General features: G+C 64.2%; 18 protein-coding genes. 9 read left to right on the top strand and 9 right to left on the bottom strand.

The features are described 5' to 3' along the window. Window positions 1–16: 16 nt before the first annotated feature. Together CDV46_RS20575 and CDV46_RS20570 are read right to left on the bottom strand one after the other, a co-directional pair. A complete protein-coding gene (locus tag CDV46_RS20575) occupies window positions 17–649 on the bottom strand; it encodes a LysE family translocator (RefSeq protein WP_087687076.1) in 633 nt (210 codons plus the stop codon). A gap of 236 nt (window positions 650–885) precedes the next feature. Continuing rightward, window positions 886–1,188, bottom strand: coding sequence for a hypothetical protein (locus tag CDV46_RS20570; protein ID WP_087687077.1), 303 nt, complete (start codon window positions 1,186–1,188; stop codon window positions 886–888). A gap of 292 nt (window positions 1,189–1,480) precedes the next feature. Here CDV46_RS20570 and CDV46_RS27580 point away from each other — a divergent pair, with 292 nt between their 5' ends. Together CDV46_RS27580 and CDV46_RS20560 are read left to right on the top strand one after the other, a co-directional pair. After that, a complete protein-coding gene (locus CDV46_RS27580; protein ID WP_087724679.1) occupies window positions 1,481–3,100 on the top strand; it encodes a methyl-accepting chemotaxis protein in 1,620 nt (539 codons plus the stop codon). A 103-nt stretch (window positions 3,101–3,203) separates the two neighbouring features. Beyond that, window positions 3,204–3,599 (top strand): hypothetical protein, encoded by a 396-nt coding sequence (locus tag CDV46_RS20560; protein WP_087724677.1) that lies wholly within the window; start codon window positions 3,204–3,206, stop codon window positions 3,597–3,599. A gap of 110 nt (window positions 3,600–3,709) precedes the next feature. On the opposite strand, the gene CDV46_RS20555 is transcribed toward CDV46_RS20560, so the two are convergent. Next, window positions 3,710–5,434, bottom strand: coding sequence for an NADPH-dependent assimilatory sulfite reductase hemoprotein subunit (locus CDV46_RS20555; protein ID WP_087724675.1), 1,725 nt, complete (start codon window positions 5,432–5,434; stop codon window positions 3,710–3,712). Window positions 5,435–5,487: 53 nt separating this feature from the next. Beyond that, complete coding sequence (locus CDV46_RS20550) at window positions 5,488–7,320, bottom strand: assimilatory sulfite reductase (NADPH) flavoprotein subunit (protein ID WP_087724673.1); 1,833 nt, start codon at window positions 7,318–7,320, stop codon at window positions 5,488–5,490. Between the two features lie 574 nt (window positions 7,321–7,894). Between CDV46_RS20550 and CDV46_RS20545 the strand changes: the two genes are divergently transcribed. The 4 genes from CDV46_RS20545 (at window position 7,895) to zapE (ending at window position 14,839) form a co-directional block, all read left to right on the top strand. Then, complete coding sequence (locus CDV46_RS20545) at window positions 7,895–10,756, top strand: 2-oxoglutarate dehydrogenase E1 component (protein WP_087687082.1); 2,862 nt, start codon at window positions 7,895–7,897, stop codon at window positions 10,754–10,756. Between the two features lie 89 nt (window positions 10,757–10,845). Continuing rightward, on the top strand, window positions 10,846–12,105 hold the full coding sequence (gene odhB / locus CDV46_RS20540; protein WP_058378224.1) for a 2-oxoglutarate dehydrogenase complex dihydrolipoyllysine-residue succinyltransferase: 1,260 nt from the start codon (window positions 10,846–10,848) through the stop codon (window positions 12,103–12,105). A gap of 97 nt (window positions 12,106–12,202) precedes the next feature. Further along, window positions 12,203–13,633 carry a dihydrolipoyl dehydrogenase gene (gene lpdA, locus CDV46_RS20535; RefSeq protein WP_058378225.1) on the top strand — a complete coding sequence of 477 codons (1,431 nt, stop codon included), beginning with the start codon at window positions 12,203–12,205 and terminating at the stop codon, window positions 13,631–13,633. A 108-nt stretch (window positions 13,634–13,741) separates the two neighbouring features. Continuing rightward, complete coding sequence (zapE, locus tag CDV46_RS20530; RefSeq protein ID WP_087687083.1) at window positions 13,742–14,839, top strand: cell division protein ZapE; 1,098 nt, start codon at window positions 13,742–13,744, stop codon at window positions 14,837–14,839. Window positions 14,840–14,867: 28 nt separating this feature from the next. Here the strand turns inward: zapE and CDV46_RS20525 are convergent, their stop codons facing one another. Next, window positions 14,868–15,194: a hypothetical protein gene (locus CDV46_RS20525; protein WP_087687084.1), complete on the bottom strand. Its 327-nt coding sequence runs from the start codon at window positions 15,192–15,194 to the stop codon at window positions 14,868–14,870. Window positions 15,195–15,467: 273 nt separating this feature from the next. Here CDV46_RS20525 and CDV46_RS20520 point away from each other — a divergent pair, with 273 nt between their 5' ends. The 3 genes from CDV46_RS20520 (at window position 15,468) to CDV46_RS20510 (ending at window position 17,436) form a co-directional block, all read left to right on the top strand. After that, window positions 15,468–16,094, top strand: a complete 627-nt coding sequence (locus CDV46_RS20520) for a DUF2939 domain-containing protein (RefSeq protein ID WP_176399140.1) — start codon at window positions 15,468–15,470, stop codon at window positions 16,092–16,094. 189 nt (window positions 16,095–16,283) lie between these two features. Next, window positions 16,284–16,760 (top strand): DUF2147 domain-containing protein, encoded by a 477-nt coding sequence (locus tag CDV46_RS20515; protein ID WP_170935861.1) that lies wholly within the window; start codon window positions 16,284–16,286, stop codon window positions 16,758–16,760. Between the two features lie 265 nt (window positions 16,761–17,025). After that, window positions 17,026–17,436, top strand: coding sequence for a DUF2147 domain-containing protein (locus CDV46_RS20510; RefSeq protein ID WP_249277425.1), 411 nt, complete (start codon window positions 17,026–17,028; stop codon window positions 17,434–17,436). 307 nt (window positions 17,437–17,743) lie between these two features. Here the strand turns inward: CDV46_RS20510 and CDV46_RS20505 are convergent, their stop codons facing one another. From CDV46_RS20505 to CDV46_RS20490, 4 genes are all read right to left on the bottom strand, one after another. Further along, window positions 17,744–19,060 (bottom strand): collagen-like triple helix repeat-containing protein, encoded by a 1,317-nt coding sequence (locus CDV46_RS20505; RefSeq protein ID WP_087724669.1) that lies wholly within the window; start codon window positions 19,058–19,060, stop codon window positions 17,744–17,746. A gap of 74 nt (window positions 19,061–19,134) precedes the next feature. Beyond that, window positions 19,135–19,866, bottom strand: coding sequence for a MarR family winged helix-turn-helix transcriptional regulator (locus tag CDV46_RS20500; protein WP_087687089.1), 732 nt, complete (start codon window positions 19,864–19,866; stop codon window positions 19,135–19,137). A gap of 83 nt (window positions 19,867–19,949) precedes the next feature. Continuing rightward, window positions 19,950–21,209: a collagen-like triple helix repeat-containing protein gene (locus CDV46_RS20495; RefSeq protein ID WP_140413443.1), complete on the bottom strand. Its 1,260-nt coding sequence runs from the start codon at window positions 21,207–21,209 to the stop codon at window positions 19,950–19,952. A gap of 315 nt (window positions 21,210–21,524) precedes the next feature. Then, a partial coding sequence (locus CDV46_RS20490) for a collagen-like triple helix repeat-containing protein (RefSeq protein ID WP_087724667.1) occupies window positions 21,525–22,895 on the bottom strand: 1,371 nt, incomplete at its 5' end.

The raw sequence follows: 22,895 nt of genomic DNA, 5'->3' as shown, positions 1-22,895 counted from the left end.
GGCCACCTCCAAAAACTCAACGGCGTGCTTCGGTGGCCATGCGCAGGGCCAGCGCACCCAACACACCGCCCATCAGCCAGCGCTGAATGCGCAGCCACGCCGGGCGTTGTGCGAAGAACGTCGCAATGGCCCCGGCCGACAGCGCCACGCTGGCATTCACCAGTACGCTGCAAACGATCTGCGTGGTCCCCAGCACCAGCGACTGGGTGAGCACGCTGCCATTTTCCGGGTGCACGAACTGCGGCAGCAGCGCCAGATACAACATGGCGATCTTCGGGTTGAGCACGCTGGTGAACAGGCCCATCAGGAACAGGCGGCGATTGCTGTCACGCGGCAAGGCGCGCACTTCGAACGGCGAACGCCCGCCCGGCTTGAGTGCCTGCCACGCCAGCCAGAGCAGATAGACCGCACCGCCGAAGCGCAGCACGTCGTACGCAAACGGCACCGCGAAGAGCAGGGCGGTAATGCCGAAGGCGGCGCTGATCATGTAGACCACGAAGCCGAGCGCGACACCGCCCAACGAGACCAGTCCCGCCGCAGGCCCCTGACACAGGGAGCGCGAGATCAGATACATCATGTTCGGCCCGGGCGTGAGGGCCATACCGATGGCGACAAGCGCGAAGGCCAGCCAGGTTGCGATTGAAGGCATGTTGGGCGAGGCAGTCGAGTGGGGGCCGGTGGATGACCCGGGGCAATCGTGGCGAGGGTGCGAGGGCAGACATTGCAGCCATGGCAGCGATCGCGGCAATCACGACGATCTCGGGTATACCAGCGGGTCAAAAAACGTAAGCTGCAAGATACCACGTCAATGGCGTGCACGCCGGTTGAGTGCCGTGGGTGACGTCAAACCCTTATCTGGCGGGCTTCCCCGCCATTTCAGCAGGGTCAGCCCAGCCGTTTCAGAAAAATCGTCATTTCCTTCTCCGCCTGACGGTCGCCGTGCGATTGCGCTGCCGCAATGCCACGCGTCCATGCGTCGCGGGCGCCCTCGATATCCCCCGCCCCCTGACGTGCTTTGCCCAGCAGCTTCCACGCGGCGGTGTAAGCCGGATCGAACGCCACGCAATGGGTGAGGTGCTCAGCCGCCACCGCGAAGTTCTGGGCATCCAGATAGGCTTTTCCCAGCCCGAATCGCAGCAACGCGTTGTCTTTGCCAGCGGCCAATAGCTTCTCGAGACCTTCGATCATGATTCGAATAAGTTGTTTAGATATATAAAATATGACATATCATCGGACCGGCTCCCCAGTCCGTCGAGTACATCTCTGGTTTTGCTGCACAAGACGGCCGCGCGGCGGTGAGGCGTGCATCGCTCGCTTGATTTACGTCAAGACGAGCGTGTGTCAAAGGCTTGGCGGGTGGGCACGTAAACCCGCAGGATGCTCAAGTCTGGCGCGCGCCGCGCCGATGTCACAAGTATGACCGGCCCGTCAGAGGCCGGACAGGGGGTGAGCCACCCATGATAGAGACGGAGACGACAGCATGTTGCGGAGCTTTTCGATTAAGGCGCGCCTGGGCTTGACCATGGCGCTGTTGGCGGCATTGTTGATTCTGATGGGCGCGCTGGGTATCGCCGGCATGACGCGCACGGGCGATGCACTGCGTGAGACGTATGCAAGTCATCTTGCGGCGACGGTGGCACTGGGCAAGGACAACGCCACACTGGCCCGCACGCGCGCCATTCTGGACCGGGTGGTGCTTCACCCCGATTCTCCCGACGTCCCCAAGGTCGTCAGCCGGGCGCAGGGCATGCTCAAGGATGCCGACGCGGCGTGGGCTGCCTATCTGGCACTGCCCCGTGGCGCCGAGGAACAACGCATGGCTGATGAGGTTGCCGCGCGCCGTGCGACGTTCTTCGAGAAAGGCATGAACCCGATGATCGCCGCCATCAACGCCGGCGATCGCGTGGCCATGGACGATATCACCATGAACTCGCTGCCCAAGAACTATGCGGCGCTGACGACAGTGAGCGACGCGCTGGCGGCCTACAAGATGAAGCTCGGACGCGAGACCTATGAGGCCTCGATGGCCGAGCTCGCCATATTCCGCTGGGTGAGCGTGGCCGCCACCGTGCTGGGCGTGCTGCTCTCGATTGCCTGTTACTTCTCGCTGCGCGGCGCGATCATGCGGCCGCTGCACGACGCGCTGGCACATTTCGAAGCCATCTCGGCAGGTCAACTCGACAACCAAATTGAAGTGCGGGGCAAGGACGAGATGTCGCTGCTCATGCGCGGCGTCGATGCAATGCAGTCGCGGCTGGCGGGCACGATTCGCGGGGTACGCCGCAGTTGCGATGCGATGGCCACTGCGACGGCAGAGATTGCGGCAGGCAACACGGATCTGTCGGCCCGTACGGAGCAGCAGGCGGCATCGCTGGAAGAGACGGCGTCGTCGATGGAAGAGTTGACCGCGACCGTCAAACAGAATGCCGACAATGCGCGTCAGGCGAGCCAGCTTGCCGTCAACGCATCGGACATTGCTTCGCGCGGCGGACAGGTAGTCGCACGCGTGGTCGATACGATGCACGGCATTTCCAGCAGCTCGTCGCAGGTCGTGGAGATCATCAGCGTGATCGACGGCATCGCGTTCCAGACCAATATTCTGGCGCTCAATGCGGCGGTGGAAGCGGCGCGAGCAGGCGAGCAGGGACGGGGCTTCGCGGTGGTGGCCGGGGAAGTGCGCACGCTCGCGCAACGCAGCGCCACGGCAGCCCGCGAGATCAAGGCGTTGATCGAGGCCTCGGCGCAAAAGGTGTCTGACGGGTCATCGCTGGTGGCCGAAGCTGGCCGCACGATGAACGACATCGTGCAAGCGGTGCAGCGCGTGACCGACATCATGGGCGAAATCTCGGCAGCGTCCGACGAGCAGAGCGGCGGCATCGAGCAGGTGAATCAGGCCGTCACGCAAATGGATACCGTCACGCAGCAGAACGCGGCGCTGGTCGAGCAGGCGGCCGCCGCAGCCGCCTCGCTCGAAGATCAGACGAGTGCCTTGCGTGCCGAGATGGCTCGCTTCCGGTTAGGCGATGAAAGTCACGCGGCCAGCCAACGGCGTGCCGCGCTGCATGCCGTAGCGACGCCGCCGTTGACGTTGGCGGCATGACGTCGGCAGCCGTTGCCGTGCCTCGCTTTGGGCGGGTTCATGGCGGCGGCGCGCCGAACCGGGTAACATTCGGCATCTTTTGTTCAGTTGAGGGTGTCGAGGTATGAAGCGAATGGCGCTGTTGGCGGCAGTAGCGATCCTGGCAGGTTGCGGTCCGATCAACCAGATGAGCCGGCCCGATCCGGCAACGGGGCGACTGCTCGACCAGGGGACCGAAGCCGACCGCTTCATGGTGCTCAACTGCATCTATCACGGCTGGAGCGAACTGTCTCCGAACGTCGATTCGACCGGCTATGCGCGTCAAGGCGCCGACCGCGTGCGCGTCTATCGTGGACCGGATGCCGAGGGCAAAGCGACCTACAACCCGTACGTGGACATCATGCAGGGTGGCTTCGGCGCCCGCGTGCAGTACTACGAGACGCCGGGCAGCAAGGTCTCGCCTGACTTCGAAGCCACCGTCAGGCGCTGCATGGTGCCGTACGCAGGCAGCAACGACTGACGTATGAGGTGGTGATGCAGGACTTCGGTGCTGCACTCGTACGGTAAGCCATCAACAAAAACGCGACGGGAAAACCGTCGCGTTTTTGTTTTCTGCTCACACCGTGCCGATCAGCCGTGGAAGTCCTCGCGGGCATCGACCACTTCCTTCACGATGCCTTGCCGCACGAGGAAGTCACCGAACTTCTCACCCGCTTCGCGCGTCTTGGCATATTGCTGGAAGAGGGGAGTGAGCTCCGCCACGATCTGGTCGTCGTTCACCGACTCCTTGTAGAGCTTGTTCAGACGCTGGCCGTGGAAGCCGGCACCCAGATACAGGTTGTACTTGCCCGTTGACTTGCCGACCAGACCGATCTCGGCCAGATACGGGCGTGCGCAGCCGTTCGGGCAGCCCGTCGTGCGAATGGTGATCGGCTCGCCGGCAAGGCCGGTGTCATCCAGCACCTTTTCCAGACGCGTCACCAGTTCGGGCAGCGCGCGTTCGCTTTCTGCCAGCGCCAGACCGCAGGTCGGGAAGCCGACGCAGGCCATCGAGTTCAGGCGCAGGGCCCCTTGATGCTTGCCGTCGAGCAGACCGTACTCCTTCACCAGTGCTTCGATCTGCGGCTTGTTCGCTTCACTGACGCGACCGATGATCAGGTTCTGATTGCCGGTGATGCGGATGTCGCCGTCGTGCACCTTGGCGACTTCACGCAGGCCGGTCATCAGGCGGTAGTCGTCCCAGTCCTTCACGCGGCCGTTCTGGATGAACAGCGTCAGGTGCCACAGATCGTCGGCGCCCTTGAGCCAGCCGTACTGATCGCCGTTGGTGGTGAACTTGAAGGCGCGCACCGGCTCGAGATTCCAGCCCAGATAGCGATTGAGTTCTTCCTTGAACCACTCCACACCACGGTCGTCGATGGTGTACTTCAGGCGTGCATGCTTGCGGTTCGTACGGTCGCCGAAGTCGCGCTGCACGAGCAGCACTTTCTCGGCCACGTCGACGATGCGGTCTGCCGGCGTGTAGCCGATGACGGTGCCCGCACGCGGATACGTCGCGGCGTCGCCGTGCGTCATGCCCATGCCGCCGCCTACCGTCACGTTGAAGCCTTCGAGCTGGCCGTCGGCGTTCACGATCGCGATGAAGCCCAGATCGTTGGCGTAGATATCGACGTCGTTGTTCGGCGGAATCGCGATGGCGATCTTGAACTTGCGCGGCAGATAGTGCTTGCCGTAGATCGGCTCGTGATCTTCCTTGCCCGCACCCAGACGCTTGTCGCCCAGCCAGATTTCACGGTACGCGGTGGTTTGCGGCAGCAGGTGCTGGTCGATCTTCAGGCACCAGTCGAGCGCGGCCGCGTGGGCCGGCGACAGATGCGGGTTGTTCGACACCAGCGTGTTGCGGTTCACGTCGCCGCAGGCGGCGATGCTGGTCATGGCCACTTCGTCCATGCCGCGAATGAGCGGGCGCAACTGGTGCTTGAGCACGTTGTGATACTGCACGGTCTGACGCGTGGTCAGACGAATGGTGTTGCCGCCGTATTTCTGCGCCAGATCGTCGAGCTTGAGCCATTGCTCGGGCGTGCACACGCCGCCCGGCATGCGCAGCCGGATCATGAACTGGTAGGCCGGTTCGAGTTTCTGCTTCTGACGTTCGCCGCGCAGGTCGCGGTCGTCCTGCATGTACGAGCCGTGGAACTTGAGCAACTGGGCGTCACGCTCGAAGATCGCGCCCGTGAGCGGGTCGGCGAGGCCTTCGGCAATGGTGCCGCGCAGGTAGTTGCTGACGTCCTTGATCTTCTCGACCTCGGAGCGCGCTGCCGCGGGCGCGGCGTTGGCTTGCGTTGTTTGCGTCATGTGGGCTGCTGTTATCGACTGCTGTTATCGGTTCAGGCTGAATCGTTCTTCGATCAGTACACGTCGCGCTGATAGCGCTTTTCGCGTTGCAGCGTCTTCACGTACTCGGCGGCGGCGTCGGCGGCCAGACCGCCATGCTCGGCCACGATGTCCACCAGTGCGGTGTTCACGTCACGTGCCATCTGGTCGGCGTCGCCGCACACGTAGAGGTGCGCGCCTTCTTGCAGCCATGCGTACAGTTCCTTGCCTTGCTCGCGCATGCGGTGCTGCACGTAGACCTTGTCTTCGGTGTCGCGCGAGAACGCCAGATCAATCTTGTTGAGTGCGCCGTCTTTCACGTAGCGCTGCCATTCGCGCTGGTACAGGAAGTCGGTGCGGAAGTTGCGATCGCCGAAGAACAACCAGTTCTTGCCCGGGGCGTCGAGCGCCTGACGCTCTTCGACGAAGGCGCGGAACGGGGCGATGCCGGTACCCGGGCCGATCATGATGACCGGGGCGTTGGTGTCGCCCGGCAACTTGAAGTTGCGGTTCGCTTCAATATAGACCGGCACCGTTTCGCCTTCGCGGGCGATGTCGGCCAGATACGTCGATGCCACCCCGCGACGCGCGCGGCCATGGCTGTCGTAGCGCACGGCACCCACGGTGATGTGCACGGCTTCCGGGTTCGCGGCGAGGCTCGATGCGATCGAGTACAGACGCGGCTGAAGCGTGCGCAGCGTGCCGACGAATTCGGCCGCCTTCACCTTGCGGGCCGGGAACTGGCGCACCACGTCGAGCACGTCGCGGCCATACAGATAGTCGCGCAGGGCGGCTTCGTTACCCACCGCGAGCAGCGCCTTGAGTTCGGTCGACTCGGCCAGCGCGGCGTACTTCTCGAGGAAGGCGCGCGAGAGCGTGGTGATGTCGTAAGCGCGCAGGAACGCGTCGCGCAGGGTGAGGGTGCTGTCTTGCGTAGTCGTGGTCGCTTGCGGGTCGAGGGCGAGCGTATCGATCAGGTCGTCGACCAGCGTGTCGTCGTTCTTCACGACCACACCCAGCGCGTCGCCCGGCTCGTACGTGAGGCCCGAGCCTTCGAGCGAGAGTTCGACGTGATGCACTTCCTTCGAGGAGCCACGGCCGGAGAGCTTGATGTTCTCGAGCACGGTCGCTTCGAACGGATGCTTGCGGCTGTACTGGCTGGCCGCGGCGGCCGGGGCTACGCCGCTGGCGAGGGCGGCGAGGCTGAAGCCGTCGTTGCCAGCGGCATTGCCGGCGCCTGCCGTGGCCGGTGCGGCCACGCGCTTGAGGGCTTCAACCGCTTCTTCGATCCAGCGCTCGGCCGGGGCGTCGTAGTCGACATCGCTGTCGACACGGTTGACCAGACGCTCGGCGCCCAACGCGGCGAGGCGCGTATCGAAGTCCTTGCCGGCCTGGCAGAACTTCTCATAGCTCGAATCGCCCAGACCCAGCACGGCAAAGCGGGTGCCCTGAAGCTTCGGGGCCTTCTCGCCATGCAGGAATTCGTAGAAATCGCGGGCATCGTCGGGCGGTTCGCCCTCGCCCTGCGTGGAGACTGCGACGAGCAGCAGCTTGTCGTTCTTCAGGCGCGACGCTTTATAGTCACCCATCGCGAACAGGTCGACCTTGAAGCCGGCGGCGACGGCACGTGTCTTCGCGTGTTCGGCGACTTCCTGTGCGTGGCCCGTCTGCGAACCATACAGAATGGTCAGCTGCGGGGCGGCGGCGCTGGCCGTCGCGGCCGGGGCTTGCGTGCCTGCTTGCTTGACCGAGTGATTGATACCGGCGAGAAAGCCGCGCACCCACGCGAGCTGTTCGGTAGAAAGGCCTTGGACCAGTTGGCTGAGCAACTGGGCCTGCTGGGCAGTGAGAGGCGTCGTCTCTTGCATGTCTTTGTTGGCTCCAGGGGCCGGACCAGCACGGAAGCCCGGGCGGGTCTGACCCGTCAAGCCACCCCCAGATGGACCGGCAAGGGGATAGTCGACACGATATCGGTCACTGATTAGAAATTAAAATAATAAAATTTAATTCCTATATATCCAATTTCCATATAAACATAAAGCGGAAACCGTTTGCCGATAACATCTGGCGTTACCGCGTCATGCGTGATGACGGCGTGTTGACGGCGCATTCGAGGGGCAGTGTCGCAAAATCAGGGTCGAATAGCGGCAGGTTAGCGGCAGCCGGTTTTGGGGCGTCAATGCGTCAAACGCCCGTTTGCGGGGCTGTGAAGGCCGTCCGGGAGCCTAATGGAGCGTAACGGACGGTAACGCCGGTCAGCCCCGTGTGACGGCTTTCCGGCCCGGTGGGTGCGGGGAAAACGTGCTATGCTCCTCGCCGTGATTGATCAGGTCCTTCCAAGCACCACTTGATTCACGCAATCCGCTATCCGGTCAGGCCGTGTCGCGGAAGGTTTCGTAACCCGCTATTTCTCGAGCTACTCGTAGAAAAGGTGAGCGCAAAATGAGTTTGATGGAACAATTCCAAGCGAACTCGTATCTCTTCGGCGGCAATGCCCCCTACGTTGAAGAGTTGTACGAGTCGTATCTTGATAATCCGGCTTCTGTGCCGGACAACTGGCGCCAGTATTTCGACGCGCTGCAAAACGTTCCCGCTGTTGATGGTTCCAACGCCAACGACGTGGCTCACGCCCCGATCGTGGAGTCGTTCGCCCAACGCGCGAAGGCCAATGCCTTCCTGCCGCGTACCGGTGCGTCCGACATGGCCGTGGCCCGCAAGCAGGTTCACGTGCAGTCGCTCGTTGCCGCCTACCGTTTTCTGGGTGCCCGCTGGGCCAACCTGGATCCGCTCAAGCGTCAGGAACGCCCGGCCATTCCGGAACTGGAACCGGCCTTCTACGACCTGACCGAAGCCGACATGGATGGCGTGTACTCCGCTGAGAACACGTACTTCGGTTTCGAGCAAGCCAGCCTGCGTGACCTCCTGAAGTCGCTGCGCGACACGTACTGCGGCTCGATCGGCGCCGAGTACATGTACATCAGCGACCCGGTGCAGAAGCGCTGGTGGCAAGAGCGTTTGGAGAAGGCGCGTGCAACGCCCAACTTCACCGCTGAAAAGAAAAAGCACATTCTGGAACGCCTGACGGCCGCTGAAGGCCTCGAGCGCTTCCTGCATACCAAGTTCGTCGGCCAGAAGCGCTTCTCGCTCGAAGGCGGCGAATCGTTCATCGTGGCGATGGACGAACTGGTTCACCACGCCGGTGCCAAGGGCGTGCAAGAAATCGTGATCGGCATGGCCCACCGCGGCCGTCTGAACGTGCTGGTCAACACCCTCGGCAAGATGCCGTCGGACCTGTTCGCCGAATTCGAAGGCAAGCACGTCGACGACCTGCCGGCTGGTGACGTGAAGTACCACAAGGGTTTCTCGAGCGACGTCTCGACGAGCGGTGGCCCGGTCCACCTGTCGCTGGCGTTCAACCCGTCGCACCTGGAAATCGTGAACCCGGTGGTCGAAGGTTCGGCCAAGGCCCGTATGGACCGCCGTGGCGAAGCCGATGCCGCCAGCGTGCTGCCGGTGCAAGTGCACGGCGACGCGGCCTTCGCAGGCCAGGGCGTCGTGATGGAAACGCTGAACCTCGCGCAAACGCGTGGTTACGGCACGCACGGCACGGTGCACATCGTCATCAACAACCAGATCGGCTTCACCACGTCGGACCCGCGTGACGCCCGTTCGACGACGTACTGCTCGGACGTGGTCAAGATGATCGAAGCGCCGGTGCTGCACGTGAACGGTGACGATCCGGAAGCGGTCGTGCTGGCCATGCAACTGGCCCTCGAATTCCGTCAGGAATTCAAGAAGGACGCCGTGGTCGACATCGTTTGCTACCGCAAGCTGGGTCACAACGAGCAAGACACCCCGGCGGTCACGCAGCCGCTGATGTACAAGAAGATTGCCCAACACCCGGGCACGCGCGCGCTGTACGTCGAGAAGCTGGTCACGCAAGGCGTGATCACCGCCGAAGAAGGCGACGGCTTCGTCAAGGCCTACCGCAAGGCCATGGACGACGGTCACCACACCATCGATCCGGTGCTCTCGAACTACAAGAGCAAGTACTCGGTGGACTGGGTGCCGTTCCTGAACAAGCAGTGGACCGACAAGGCCGACACGGCCGTGCCGCTGGCTGAACTCAAGCGTCTGGCTGAGCGCATCACGACGATCCCGGCGAACTTCAAGGTTCACCCGCTCGTCGAGAAGGTCATCAACGACCGTCGCAAGATGGGTCTGGGCGAGCAGCCGCTCGACTGGGGTATGGGCGAACACCTGGCCTTCGCATCGCTGGTCTCGTCGGGCTTCGCAGTGCGCCTGACCGGTCAGGATTCGGGCCGTGGCACGTTCACGCACCGCCACTCGGTGCTGCACGATCAAAACCGCGAACGCTGGAACGACGGTACGTACGTGCCGCTGCAACACGTGGCCGAAGGTCAGGCCAACTTCACGGTGATCGACTCGGTGCTGTCCGAAGAAGCCGTGCTGGGCTTCGAATACGGTTACTCGACGGCTGAGCCGAACACGATGGTGCTGTGGGAAGGCCAGTTCGGCGACTTCGCCAACGGCGCCCAAGTCGTGATCGACCAGTTCATCTCGAGCGGTGAAGTGAAGTGGGGCCGCGTGTCGGGCCTGACGATGCTGCTGCCGCACGGCTATGAAGGCCAGGGTCCGGAACACTCGTCGGCACGTATCGAACGCTACCTGCAACTGTGCGCCGATACGAACATGCAAGTGGTTCAGCCGACCACGCCGGCACAGATTTTCCACCTGCTGCGCCGTCAGATGATCCGCCAGCTGCGCAAGCCGCTGATCGTGTTCACGCCGAAGTCGCTGCTGCGTCACAAGGAAGCCGTGAGCGACCTGTCGGAACTCGCCAAGGGCGGCTTCCAGACGGTCATCGGCGAGACCGATGCTTCGATCGACGCCAAGAAGGTCAAGCGCGTGGTCGCCTGCTCGGGCCGCCTGTACTACGACCTGATTGCCCGCCGTCGCGAAGACAAGTCGACCGACACCGCGATCGTCCGTGTGGAACAGCTCTACCCGTTCCCGCACAAGGCGTTCGAGAACGAGCTGAAGAAGTACGAAAACCTCGCCGAAGTGGTGTGGGCCCAGGACGAACCGCAAAACCAGGGTCCGTGGTTCTACATCGAACACCATCTGGCAGAGAGCATGAGCGCCGGTCAGAAGCTGGCTTACGCCGGTCGTCCGGCCTCGGCCTCGCCTGCGGTGGGCTACTACGCCAAGCATTACGAACAGCTCAAGCAGTTGCTCGATACGGCTTTCGGTCGCCTGAAGGGCGCGACCGTGGTGCAGTAACCGGTTAGGTCTTACAGCGGTCGTCCTCCCCCAGGGACGGCCGCTGCCGTATTTCCGAATTGAACGTTTATCGAATCCAGGATCCAGAAATGGCCATTGTTGAAGTCAAAGTCCCCCAGTTTTCCGAGTCGGTTTCCGAAGGCACCCTGCTCGACTGGAAGAAAAAAGTCGGCGAAGCCATCGCCCAAGATGAAACCGTGATCGAAGTCGAGACCGACAAGGTCGTGCTCGAAGTGCCGGCCCCGGCCGCAGGCGTGCTCGTCGAAGTGACGGCCAGCGCTGGCGACACGGTGACGTCGGAACAAATCATCGCCAAGATCGACACCGAAGCCAAGGCAGGCGCTGCTGCGCCGGTCGCCGCCAAGCCGGCGGAAGCCGCTGCACCGGCCGCTGCCCCCGCAGCCGCTGCTGCCACGGGTGGTGCTTCGGGTGGCATCGCCAGCCCGGCCGCTGCCAAGGTGCTGGCCGAGAAGAACCTGTCGGCAACCGACGTTGCCGGCTCGGGCCGCGACGGCCGCGTGACCAAGGGCGACGCCCTGGCCGCTGGCGCCGCCAAGCCGGCCGCTGCTGCTTCGATCCCGGCCCCGGCGCAACGCGCCTCGCTGCCGTCGGTGGCTGCCGCCGTTGGCCGCGACACGTCGCTGGAAGGCCGTCCGGAACAGCGCGTGCCGATGTCGCGTCTGCGCGCCCGTATCGCCGAGCGCCTGCTGCAATCGCAACAGACCAACGCCATTCTGACCACGTTCAACGAAGTGGACATGAAGCCGGTGATGGACCTGCGCAACAAGTACAAGGACAAGTTCGAGAAGGAACACGGCGTGAAGCTGGGTTTCATGTCGTTCTTCGTCAAGGCTGCTGTGCACGCGCTCAAGAAGTACCCGGCCGTGAACGCCTCGATCGACGGTAACGACATCGTCTACCACGGCTACTTCGACATCGGTATCGCTGTCGGCTCGCCGCGTGGTCTGGTGGTGCCGATTCTGCGCAATGCCGACCAGATGAGCCTGGCCGACATCGAGAAGAAGATCGCCGAGTACGGCAAGAAGGCTGCCGACGGCAAGCTGTCGATCGAAGAAATGACCGGCGGTACGTTCTCGATCTCGAACGGCGGTGTGTTCGGCTCGATGCTGTCGACCCCGATTATCAACCCGCCCCAGTCGGCCATTCTTGGCGTGCACGCCACGAAGGAACGCGCTGTCGTGGTGAACGGCGAGATCGTCATCCGTCCGATGAACTATCTGGCCATGAGCTACGACCACCGCATCATCGACGGCCGCGAAGCCGTGCTGAGCCTCGTCGCCATGAAGGAAGCGCTGGAAGATCCGGCGCGCCTGCTGCTCGACCTGTAAGCGTTAGCGCGCACTGCGCGGTGTCTGCCCGGCCATGCTTAGCATGGTGGCCGGCACACCGCGCCTCCCCCTGCCGTCAACCTCACTGAGTCTCAAAATGGCAAACAAAGAATTTGATGTCGTCGTTATCGGCGCCGGCCCCGGCGGTTATATCGCCGCGATCCGCGCTGCCCAACTCGGTTTCTCGGTCGCTTGCGTCGAGAAGTGGACCAACCCGGCCGGCAAGATGGTGCTGGGCGGTACGTGCCTGAACGTGGGCTGCATTCCGTCGAAGGCACTGCTCGCGTCGTCGGAAGAGTTCGAAAAGGTCGGTCATCACCTGGCCGATCACGGCATTACGACGTCGGACGTGAAGATCGACATCGCCAAGATGCTCACGCGCAAGCAAGGCATCGTCGACAAGATGACGGGCGGTATCGAGTATCTGTTCAAGAAGAACAAGATCACGTGGCTCAAGGGTCACGGCAAGATCATCGCCAAGAACGACGCTGGCTATCAGATCGATGTGACGGGCGCCGAGAACGAATCGGTCAACGCCAAGAACATCATCATCGCCACGGGTTCGAAGGCCCGTCACCTGCCGGGCATGCCGGTCGACAACCAGCTCATCTCGGATAACGAAGGTGCGCTCTCGTTCGACACCGTGCCGAAGAAGCTGGGCGTGATCGGCGCTGGCGTGATCGGTCTGGAACTGGGTTCGGTGTGGCGCCGTCTGGGTGCCGAAGTCACCGTGCTCGAAGCCATGCCGGAATTCCTGGCTGCCGCCGACGCCGGCGTCGCCAAGGAAGCCGCCAAGCAGTTCAAGAAGCAAGGTCTGGACATCAACGTCGGCGTGAAGGTCGGCGAAGTCAAGACCGGCAAGGATAACGTCACGGTCGAGTACACGGACAACGCGGGCAACGCCAAGACGCTCGTCGTCGACCGTCTGATCGTGTCGGTCGGCCGCGTGCCGAACACCGACGATCTGGGCCTGGGCAACATCGGTCTCGCGACCGACGAGCGCGGCTTCATCCCGGTGGACGACCACTGCGCCACCAAGCTGCCGAACGTGTACGCGATCGGTGACGTGGTGCGTGGCCCGATGCTGGCCCACAAGGCGGAAGACGAAGGCGTGCTGGTGGCCGAAGTCATCGCCGGTCAAAAGCCGCACATCGACTACAACTGCATTCCGTGGGTGATCTACACCTCGCCGGAAATCGCCTGGGTCGGCAAGACCGAGCAGCAGCTGAAGGCCGAAGGCCGTGAGTTCAAGCCGGGTCAGTTCCCGTTCGCGGCCAATGGCCGTGCGCTGGGCATGGGCTCGTCGGATGGGTTCGTGAAGGTGCTGGCCGATGCCAAGACCGACGAAATCCTCGGCGTGCACGTGATCGGCCTGAACGCTTCGGACCTGATTGCCGAAGCCGTGGTGGCGATGGAGTTCAAGGCGGCGTCGGAAGACATCGGCCGTATCTGCCATCCGCACCCGTCGCTGTCCGAAGTGATGCGCGAAGCCGCCCTCGATGTCGAGAAGCGCGCGCTGAACAAGTAAGCGGGTTGCACTGAGAAGTACGAACAAAGGCGAGGCAACTCGCCTTTGTTTTTTCCCGACTCCTGATCCACGTTGCTCTTTTTGCCCGTCTTCCGGCGCGCTGTCCGCATGAACGTTCGCGAATACTACCTACAAGAACTGGCCGCGCGCGGCTACCAGCCCGACGAAGCGCAGGAGCGTGCCGTCGATCGACTGCAACAGTGCTACGACGAATGGGCGGCCTACAAGGCCAAGCGCTCGAACACGCTCAAGAAGTGGCTCGTGCACCCGGATCTGCCCAAGGGCGTGTACCTGTGGGGCGGGGTAGGGCGCGGCAAGAGCTTCCTGATGGACAGCTTCTACTCGGTGGTGCCGTTGCAGCGCAAGACGCGCCTGCACTTCCACGAGTTCATGCGCGAAGTGCACCACCAGTTGCAGGCGCTCAAGGGCTTGCCTGATCCGCTGGACGAATTGGCCAAGCGCATCGCCAAGCGGTACCGGCTCATCTGCTTCGATGAATTTCACGTGTCCGACGTGGCCGACGCGATGATTCTGCACCGCCTGCTCTCGGAGCTGTTCAAGAACGGCGTGCAGTTCGTGATGACGTCGAACTATCGTCCCGACACGCTGTACCCGGACGGCCTGCATCGCGATCGCGTGCTGCCCGCCATCAGGCTGCTCGAAGAGAAGCTCGACGTGCTCAACGTCGATGCCGGTATCGACTATCGCCGCCGCACGCTGGCGCAGGTGCAGGTCTATCACTACCCGCTGGGCAATGAAGCGAACCGCGCGCTGCGCGCCGCGTTTGCCGAGATTGCCGGGGTGCCGGACGAAAGCCCGCTGCTGCATATCGAACAACGGGAATTGAAGGCACTGCGTCGCGCAGGCGGTGTGGTGTGGTTCGACTTCCACACGCTTTGCGGCGGCCCGCGCTCACAGAACGATTACCTCGAACTGGCGAACCGTTTCCATACCGTGGTGCTGTCGGATGTGCCGCAGATGACACCGCGTATGGCGTCGGAAGCGCGTCGCTTCACGTGGCTCGTAGACGTGTTCTACGACCATAAGGTGAAGCTGCTGATGTCGGCGGCGGTGCCGCCCGAGCAGTTGTACACCGAGGGCACGCTCGCCAACGAATTCACCCGTACGGTGTCGCGTCTGGTTGAGATGCAGTCGCTGGAATATCTCGAAACACCGCGCCGTGTGGTGGACACGTCGCTGACGTGATGTGGCCGGTCTGATGCCGCGGCGCTAATCAGCGCCCGCGATTGTTGTTGCGCTCGCGCGGCGGTTGCGGCGGCGGGGCCTGGCGCTGTTCGCGAATGTGGTTGTAGATATCGCCCCGCAAGTCACCTTGCGGACGCACCTCTTGCGGCGGACGCGACGGCCCGCCCGGGCCACCGCGAGCCCCATTGTTACCGCCGTTGTTGTTGCCATTGCCGCGCCCGTCCGGGCGCTCGCTTCCCTGCGCAAACCAGCCGGCGAAGAACCGGCTGTGCGACGTTGTCTGCGCCATGGTGCCCATCGAGGCACCGGCCAGCAGGACGAAACAGAGTATCGGGACAAGTCGGGTGTGACGCATGCTGCCACCTCCTTGTCGGTTAAGTTGCCGCTCGGTTCAGCCTGAAATTCGGTCTGCCAGCCGGCCAATCGTATGGCCAGTGACGGCGCGTGCGCCATCAGCGTCCCGAAAGGGGAAACTGACGCTCGCGCGTGTACGGATCGTGCGGCTACGCTTCGAGAGTAAGAGGGCTGGGTCCCACTTGCTGTAAAGATTTGTAAAGCAATGTAAGCCGGTACGCAGGCAACGTAATGTGCTACGTACCATGCGATGTTTATCGTCGGAGTCTGCGCAATGCGTAAGTTGTGGATTGCCCTAGTGGCGTTGGTGGTGGTGCTGGGCTTGCTGTTCGGCACGCCTTATTACACGTTGTGGCGCGCACGCGACGCGGCGAACGCGCGTGACGCCGATACGCTGTCGACGTATGTCGACTATCCGGCCGTGCGCGAAAGCCTGAAATCGAGCCTGCACGACGAACTCTCGCGCCAAATGGACAAACAGCGCGGCAATGCACTGGGCGCGCTGGCGCTGGCGTTTGGTGGCTGGGTGTCGGACCGGGTGGTCGAAGCGCTGCTCACGCCGGAGGCGGTGGCCGCCATGCTGCGTGGCGACAGCACCGGCTTGCCGCCCGCACCGGGCGCGCCTGCGCCGCGTGATGTCACGCCACCGAGCGCGGCGAATGAGGGCGGCAGCCCGGCACCGGCCACACCGTCGACCGGCAGCGGCGATACCGCACCGTCCGGCGCGGCACCGGCCAACGAGCGCGCGCGCACGCTCACGCGCACCGAGTTTCAGGACTTCAACCACTTCCTCGTGCACGTCTCACGCAGCGACCGTCCCGAGCGTGTGGTGACGTTCACGCTCACGCGCCGAAACCTTGTGCAGTGGCGGTTGACGGCCATTGCGGTGCCCCCGCTGTAATCGACCGAGCGCCGTCGCCGTGCCGCGTTCGGGCCATCCCGGGCAGCGTGGTAAGCACCGGAAATAAAAACGACGCAAAATGCGGTGACAATGCCCGGTTTCGGCCAACGGAATTCCGTCTGGCGCACGAGTCAGGGGTAGTCGCACAAGGAAACAGAACCTCCCTTCTACGGGACGAAGGTAAGTCTGATGCAGATTTTGAATACGACGTCATGGCGGCGACTGGGCGCCGGTGCGCTACTGGCCATGTCACTGATGGGCGGCGCGGCACATGCCGCGTTTGCCGACGAGACGACACCTGCTGGTGTGTGGCGGATCATCGACGACAAGTCGGGTGAGCCCAAGGCGCTCATCACCATCACCGAGAAGAACGGGGAATACGTCGGCGCGCTCACGCGAAGTCTCGGCCGCCACGACGCGCTCGAACGTGTCTGCTCCGCGTGCACCGACTGGCGCAAGGGGAAGAAGCTTCAGGGGCTTGAGATCATTCGCGGCCTGCACAAAGAGGGCGACGAATATACCGGCGGCAAGATTCTCGACCCGGACAGCGGCAGCGAATATGGCTGCAAGGTGCGGGTGGTCGACGGCGGCAAGAAGCTCGAAGTGCGCGGCTACCTCGGCGTGACCCTGCTGGGGCGAACCCAGACGTGGGTGCGCGAAGAGTAGCGCTCAACCGCCTCCCCGAGATCGCAGGAAACTACCGGAATTGACGCATTGAAGCGGCCCCGCGCTAGAGGACTTCCTCAGCACGGGGCCACGCCTTTGGCGTAATCTTCAAAACGGCTGACGCGCGCGGCAGCACGAGACTTGCCGGCGAGTGAGTCCTACGAGAATCAATTCCGTATCTGGGAGGAAGACAATCATGATGCAGATTTCCAATGCGACGTCGTGGCGACGTCTGGGTGCACGTGCACTGGTGGCGGTGGCCCTGATGGGCGGCGCGACGTTGGCGATGGCCGCCGACGCGATGACACCGGCAGGTGTCTGGAAGACGATCGACGACAACACCGGCAAGCCGAAGGCGCTCGTGACGATCACCGAAAAAGACGGTGAATACATTGGCACGATTACCAAGGGTCTTGGCGAGAGCGACGATCCCGAACGTATTTGCACGGCTTGCACCGACGCCCGCAAGGGGCAGAAGATGCTGGGACTTCAGATCATCAACGGCGTGCGCCGCGACGGCGACGGATTCGACGGCGGCAAGATTCTCGACCCGGAGAACGGCAAGGAATACCGCTGCAAGATGACGGTGATCGAAGGCGGCAAGAAGCTAGAGGTGCGTGGCTACATCGGCGTATCGCTGCTGGGCCGCACGCAAACCTGGATTCGCGAACAGTAAGCCGTACGCGTTCTCGGCACGAAACAAAAACACCCGCTACGGCGGGTGTTTTGTTTGGGGCTCAGATCACGGACGCGACACGCACCACACGCACCACACGCACGACACGCACGTAGGGGTACAAAAACACGCATGCGACAAAGCCCGGGCAGTGTCGCCACACTGTCCGGGCTTGCCGCCCTCCCTCGCCCTTCAGACACTCATTTCAAGACGCCTTCTTCAGGCTGTCTGCACTACGCCGCCTTCCACCCCCAGCACTGCTCCCTCTCGCGAACTGCGAACTACCGGCCCTGCATTCGATGCCGATTCACCGCTTATTTCCTAGCCCGCCCAGCAAACCCGTCACCGGCGCGAGCAGGCCGCCTGCGCCGCCAGAACCGCCCGACGTATTGCCTGCAATCGACGTGAGCGGTGCGGTCACCGAGCTCAGCAATGTGGTCACCGGTGCGAGCGGATTGCTGGCGCTGCCAGAGCCGCCCGCCGTGTTGGTCACACCGCCTAACAGGCCCGTGACAGCACCGAGCGGATTACTGGCCGATGACCCTGACCCGGTCGATCCAGACAACCCGCCCAACAAACCGGTAACGGCCCCAAGCGGATTGCTGCCTGTCCCGCCCGACGAACCCGTCGCTCCACCGAGACCACCCAACAGGCCCGTCAGCGCGCCCAGCGGATTCGTGCCGCTGGCCGATGTCGGCGTGACGGTCGTATTGCCGACGTTGGCGAGTACCGTGCCGAGCGCATTGGCGTTCGAGCTGCTGGTGCTGCCGGTCAGCAATCCCCCCGCACTGGTCACGGTGTTGCCGAGTGCCATGAGCGGATTGGCGAGACTCGCCACCACCGCATTCGGTGCCGCTCCCTTGACCTGTGCGCCAGCGGAATTCAAGGCACCGCCCACGGTACCGAGCAGCCCGGAAAGCGGCGCACCCAACCCGGTGGTGTTACCCAATGTTTGCGTGGTGTTCACCACCGTGTTCGTGATCGGCGTGACGGCGGACGAGAGTGCTGTCGTCGCCTGCACGACCGGTGCACTGGTCAGCACTTGCGTGAGTGCCGCGCCGCCTTTCACGCCACCCTGACCGACGGTCGCGACCACATTCCCGAGCACACCCGTCAGCGTGTCGACCGGTGTACCGGCGAGCGGACCGCTCTTGCCGATACCGGCGATACCGCTGCCGAGCGAGACTCCGGCATTGCCCAGATCGGTCACCACGTTGCCGGTGCTGGCGAGCGTGGTGCCGACGGGGTCGGTGCCGGATTTACCCAGTTGTCCGAGCCCGTTGCCCACGCCGGTACCCAAGTCGGTGACGGCATTGCCGGTTTGCGTGAGCGCGCCGCCAAGGCCCTGATTGACTTGCGGCGAGACGCCCGGAATCGTCGTGCCCGACACCTGATTACCGACTGCGCTCACCACCGAGCCCACGGAGCTGACAACACCATTGCTGCTGGTGGGCGTGGTCGGGTTGGTGGGGTTTGTCGGGTTCGTCGGATTGGTGGGGTTCGTCGGGTTGGTGGGCGTGTTGCCCGTCGCACCGCTGCCGCTGCCCGAACTCGAGCAACCCGTAACTCCCACGACACCTGCCACCAGCGCGGCGAGCAGGGTAGGACGCAAGTGCTTCGACATGACGTGTCTCCATAATGTGGCAAACCCGGTGGCCAACTCGAGGGCCGGCCCGGCGGCAGATGCGTCGCGCACACTCACGTGCGCGCCGGGGCCGGCCTGCCGGTCGAAACCAGTCCGGCGATGTCCTGATCCGCTTCGAAGCGCAGACGGAAGGTCTCGCTCTTGAGCGTGCGAATGCTCTGCACCAGAAAGTCGTGAATGGCGGCGAGTTCGTTCTGGTCGTACGCGGCACTCACGGCCGTGAGTTCGCGCGACACCGACGACAGGAACTGTTCGATTTGTGCACAGCGTTCTTCGATGGGGTGAATCATCACCATGCGGCGATCGTGCGGGTTCTTCTCGCGCTCGACGAAACCTGCGCGCTCCAGCCGGTCGATGACGGTGGTGATGCCGCCGGAGCTCACACCCATGAGTTCGGCGAGTTGCCCCGCGGTAATCGATTCGAGTTCGAGAATCAGATCGAGCGCGTTCAGATCGGTGACGTTCAGGCCGAGTTGTTCGGCGAGTGCGGCGTGATAGAGCGCGGTGTACACGGCGAGCCGGCGTCCAAGCGAGCGGACGATGCCAGAGACGAGATCGTTGCGGTTCGTGTGTCGATCGCTCATGGTGCTGTGCGCTCCGTTGAGCTGGGAGGCGGACGACGCCGCCCCGTAAGCGGCACCGTGGTCGGTGCCGGAGGTGTTGTGCAAGTGGTTCGAAAATGCGCCGTTGCCGGTATCGCGAATGGCTGCCGGTTCGGTCATTTGCGTGGCAGATTCGCCATGGCCGCGCATCAAAAGGCCGGTGTCGGGAATGAAGCGGGCCATGGCATCTCCTTATCGATCAAGTGCGCATCAACCAGTCAGTGGGTGACCGTTGCGCGAGGGGTATTTCGCTAGAACGCTGCGCGTTACTTCGCCACCGTTCCGAGACTGCCGAGCAAGCCGGTGACCGGTGCGAGCAGTCCGCCGAGGCCACCTGCCGCGCCCGAGCCGGTGCTGCCGCCTGCCGCACCGGTGACACCGGAGAGCAGATTCGTCACGGGAGCGAGGGGGCTGCTGCCGCCCGAGCCGCCTGCGGCGCCTGACACGCCCGAGAGCAGGTTGGTGACCGGGGCGAGCGGGCTGCTGCCGCCCGAGCCGCCTGCGGCACCCGACAAGCCCGAGAGCAAGTTGGTAACCGGGGCCAACGGGCTGCTGCCGCCGCTCGCACCACCGAGGCCGCCCAGCAGGCCCGTGATCGAGCCGAGCGGGTTGCCCGCCGAGCCGGTGCCGCCGCCTGCGGCCGTGGTGCCCAGGTTGCCGAGCAGCGAGCCGAACGGGTTCGAAGAACCGGTGGACGTCTGACCATTCACGAAGCCACCCAGCCCTGCCACCGTATTGCCGGTAGCGATGACCGTGCCGCCCAGGGCATAGACGACCTGGTTCGAGGACGCACCGCGCAACGTCGTGCCGACGGTGCCCACGGTGTTGCCCAGCGTGGTGAGCAGGTTCTGTACCGGTCCGCCGAGGCCCGTGGTGTTACCCACGGTGCGGGTCGTATCCGAGACCACATTGGTGATCGGGGTGATGGCCGACGAGAGTGCGGTGGTCGCCGTCACGAGCGGGCCGCCGGAGAAGGCCTGCTTGAGGATCGCGCCGCCGGCAATGCCGCCTTGACCGACCGTGGCCACGACGTTGCCGAGGGCACCGGTCAGCGTGTCGACCGGCGTACCGGCGAGCGGGCCGCTCTTGCCGATACCGGCGACGCCGCTACCCAGCGAGACGCCTGCGTTACCGAGATCGGTCACGACGTTGCCGGTGCTGGCGAGCGTGGTGCCGACGGGGTCTTTCGACGCGCCGATCTGGCCGAGGCCGCTGCTCACGCCGTTGCCGAGATCGGTGACGGCGTTGCCGGTCTGCACGAGAGCGTTGCCCATGCCTTGCGTGGCTTGCGGCGAGACCAGCGGCAGGTTGGTGCTGGCGACCTGATTGCCCAAGGCGCTCACGACGTTGCCGGCGGAGCTGACGACGCCGCCGGCGCCGGTGGCCGTGGTGCCGACAGCATTCGGGGTGCCCGTGGTGCCGGTGGCCGTGGCGCCGCTTCCGCCGCCGCCGCTGGAGCAGCCGGTGAGTGCGATCATGCCGATAGCGGCAGAGGCCAGAAGGGTACGTTGCAGTGCGTTCGACATGATGTTCATCTCCCTGATCGTTTTACTGTGTCCCGGCGGCGTGCCGCGCGGAGTCGTCTGTGGTTATGTCTTCGATTGCCGGGTTACTTCCATTTCAGAAACCTGGGCCGGTCGCTCTGTAGCCGCTGAAGTCTGGTGAGGCGGCGAGGGCGGGCGGCGTTTGGGGTGGACCGGATCCGGACCTTCTCGACCCGATGTGCGGACATCGGGAGGAGGGCCGGATCGCGGCGATCGCAGGCGGGTGGGGGAATCGCTCGGGTCATGATCGTGACTCCTGTTCTCGCGTCTGTCGGTCGATGGTTGGGCCGGGGCGGCTTACTTCTTGCCGCCGCCGAGCAGGCCGCCGAGCAAGCCCGTCACCGGGGCCAGCAGACCGCCGTTGGCGCCTGCCGAACCGGTGGCACCGCCTGCGGCACCCGTGACGGCGCCAAGGAGGTTGGTCACCGGTGCCAGGGCACCCGTGGAGGCCGAGCCGCCTGCGCCTGCCGAAGCACCGCCCGAGCCGGCCGAGCCGCCGGCACCTGCCGAGGCCGAACCACCCAGCGCGCCCGTCAGGCCGGCCACGAGGTTGGTCACCGGGGCCAGCGGGTTGCTACCCGACGTGCCACCCGTCGCGCCACCGAGGCCACCCGTCAGGCCGGCAACCAGATTGGTCACCGGGGCCAGCGGGTTGCTGCCCGACGACCCGCCTGCGGCACCGCCGAGGCCACCCGTCAAACCGGAGAGCAGGTTCGTGACCGGGGCCAGCGGGTTGTTGCCCGAGGTGCCGCCAGCGGCGCCGCCGAGGCCGCCCGTCAGACCGGTCAGCAGATTCGTGACCGGAGCGAGCGGGCTGTTGCCCGTGCCCGTGCCGCCAAGACCTCCCAGACCACCGAGACCGCCGAGGGCCGAGGTGAGCGGGGCGAGCGGGTTGGTGCTGGTGGGTGTGCCATGCACGAGGCCGCCGAGGCTGGCCACCGTGTTGCCCACGCCTGCCACCAGACCGCCGACGTCCGTGGCAATCGGGTTGTTGAGTTGCGAGGCCACCTTGGTGCCGACACCGGCCAGGCCGCCGCCGACTTGCGCCAGCAGGCCAGCCACCGGCGTACCGAGGCCCGTGACGTTGCCGACCGTTTGCGTGGTGTTGGTCACTACATTCGTAATCGGCGTGATGGCCGACGACAGGCCCGTGGTGAGTTGTTGCACCGGGGCGCTGGTGATCGTGCTCGTCAGGCTGTTGCCGATGGCGACGCCACCGTTGCCGACGGCCGTCACGACACCGCCAAGCAGCGTCGTAACGCCGTTGATCGGGGTGTTGGCCAGCGGGCCCGTTTGACCGAGACCGGCGACGGCGCTACCCAGTTGCGTGCCGGCGGTACCCAGGTTCGAGACCACGCCGCCCAAGCTGGCGAGCGTCGGGTTGAGCGGGTCGGAGACCGAACCCAGCTTGCCCAGACCGTTCGTCAGGCCGTTGCCCAGCGTTTGCACGGCGTTGCCGGTGGAGACGACTGCGCCCGAGAGGCCGCTTTTCGTTTGCGTGCTGACCAGCGGCAGTTGCGTGCTGCCGAGCGTGGTGCCCAGATCGCTGACCGTCTTGCCCACTTGCGTGACGACACCGGTGCTGGCAGTGCCGGCGACCGTGCCGATCGGGTTGGTAGACGCGCCGCCGCTGCTGCTGCCGCCGCTGCTGCTGCCACCGCTGCTGCT

This window comes from Pandoraea sp. PE-S2T-3, assembly GCF_002179965.1.
Lineage (GTDB): Bacteria > Pseudomonadota > Gammaproteobacteria > Burkholderiales > Burkholderiaceae > Pandoraea.
This window is presented reverse-complemented; position numbering and strand designations above follow the sequence as displayed.

Excerpts from the sequence above, each read along its gene's own strand:
- CDV46_RS20575 (WP_087687076.1), bottom strand. The coding sequence starts at position 649 with ATGCCTTCAATCGCAACCTGGCTGGCCTTCGCGCTTGTCGCCATCGGT.
- CDV46_RS20570 (WP_087687077.1), bottom strand. The coding sequence starts at position 1,188 with ATGATCGAAGGTCTCGAGAAGCTATTGGCCGCTGGCAAAGACAACGCG.
- CDV46_RS27580 (WP_087724679.1), top strand. The coding sequence starts at position 1,481 with ATGTTGCGGAGCTTTTCGATTAAGGCGCGCCTGGGCTTGACCATGGCG.
- CDV46_RS20560 (WP_087724677.1), top strand. The coding sequence starts at position 3,204 with ATGAAGCGAATGGCGCTGTTGGCGGCAGTAGCGATCCTGGCAGGTTGC.
- CDV46_RS20555 (WP_087724675.1), bottom strand. The coding sequence starts at position 5,434 with ATGACGCAAACAACGCAAGCCAACGCCGCGCCCGCGGCAGCGCGCTCC.
- CDV46_RS20550 (WP_087724673.1), bottom strand. The coding sequence starts at position 7,320 with ATGCAAGAGACGACGCCTCTCACTGCCCAGCAGGCCCAGTTGCTCAGC.
- CDV46_RS20545 (WP_087687082.1), top strand. The coding sequence starts at position 7,895 with ATGAGTTTGATGGAACAATTCCAAGCGAACTCGTATCTCTTCGGCGGC.
- odhB (WP_058378224.1), top strand. The coding sequence starts at position 10,846 with ATGGCCATTGTTGAAGTCAAAGTCCCCCAGTTTTCCGAGTCGGTTTCC.
- lpdA (WP_058378225.1), top strand. The coding sequence starts at position 12,203 with ATGGCAAACAAAGAATTTGATGTCGTCGTTATCGGCGCCGGCCCCGGC.
- zapE (WP_087687083.1), top strand. The coding sequence starts at position 13,742 with ATGAACGTTCGCGAATACTACCTACAAGAACTGGCCGCGCGCGGCTAC.
- CDV46_RS20525 (WP_087687084.1), bottom strand. The coding sequence starts at position 15,194 with ATGCGTCACACCCGACTTGTCCCGATACTCTGTTTCGTCCTGCTGGCC.
- CDV46_RS20520 (WP_176399140.1), top strand. The coding sequence starts at position 15,468 with ATGCGTAAGTTGTGGATTGCCCTAGTGGCGTTGGTGGTGGTGCTGGGC.
- CDV46_RS20515 (WP_170935861.1), top strand. The coding sequence starts at position 16,284 with ATGCAGATTTTGAATACGACGTCATGGCGGCGACTGGGCGCCGGTGCG.
- CDV46_RS20510 (WP_249277425.1), top strand. The coding sequence starts at position 17,026 with ATGGGCGGCGCGACGTTGGCGATGGCCGCCGACGCGATGACACCGGCA.
- CDV46_RS20505 (WP_087724669.1), bottom strand. The coding sequence starts at position 19,060 with ATGTCGAAGCACTTGCGTCCTACCCTGCTCGCCGCGCTGGTGGCAGGT.
- CDV46_RS20500 (WP_087687089.1), bottom strand. The coding sequence starts at position 19,866 with ATGGCCCGCTTCATTCCCGACACCGGCCTTTTGATGCGCGGCCATGGC.
- CDV46_RS20495 (WP_140413443.1), bottom strand. The coding sequence starts at position 21,209 with ATGTCGAACGCACTGCAACGTACCCTTCTGGCCTCTGCCGCTATCGGC.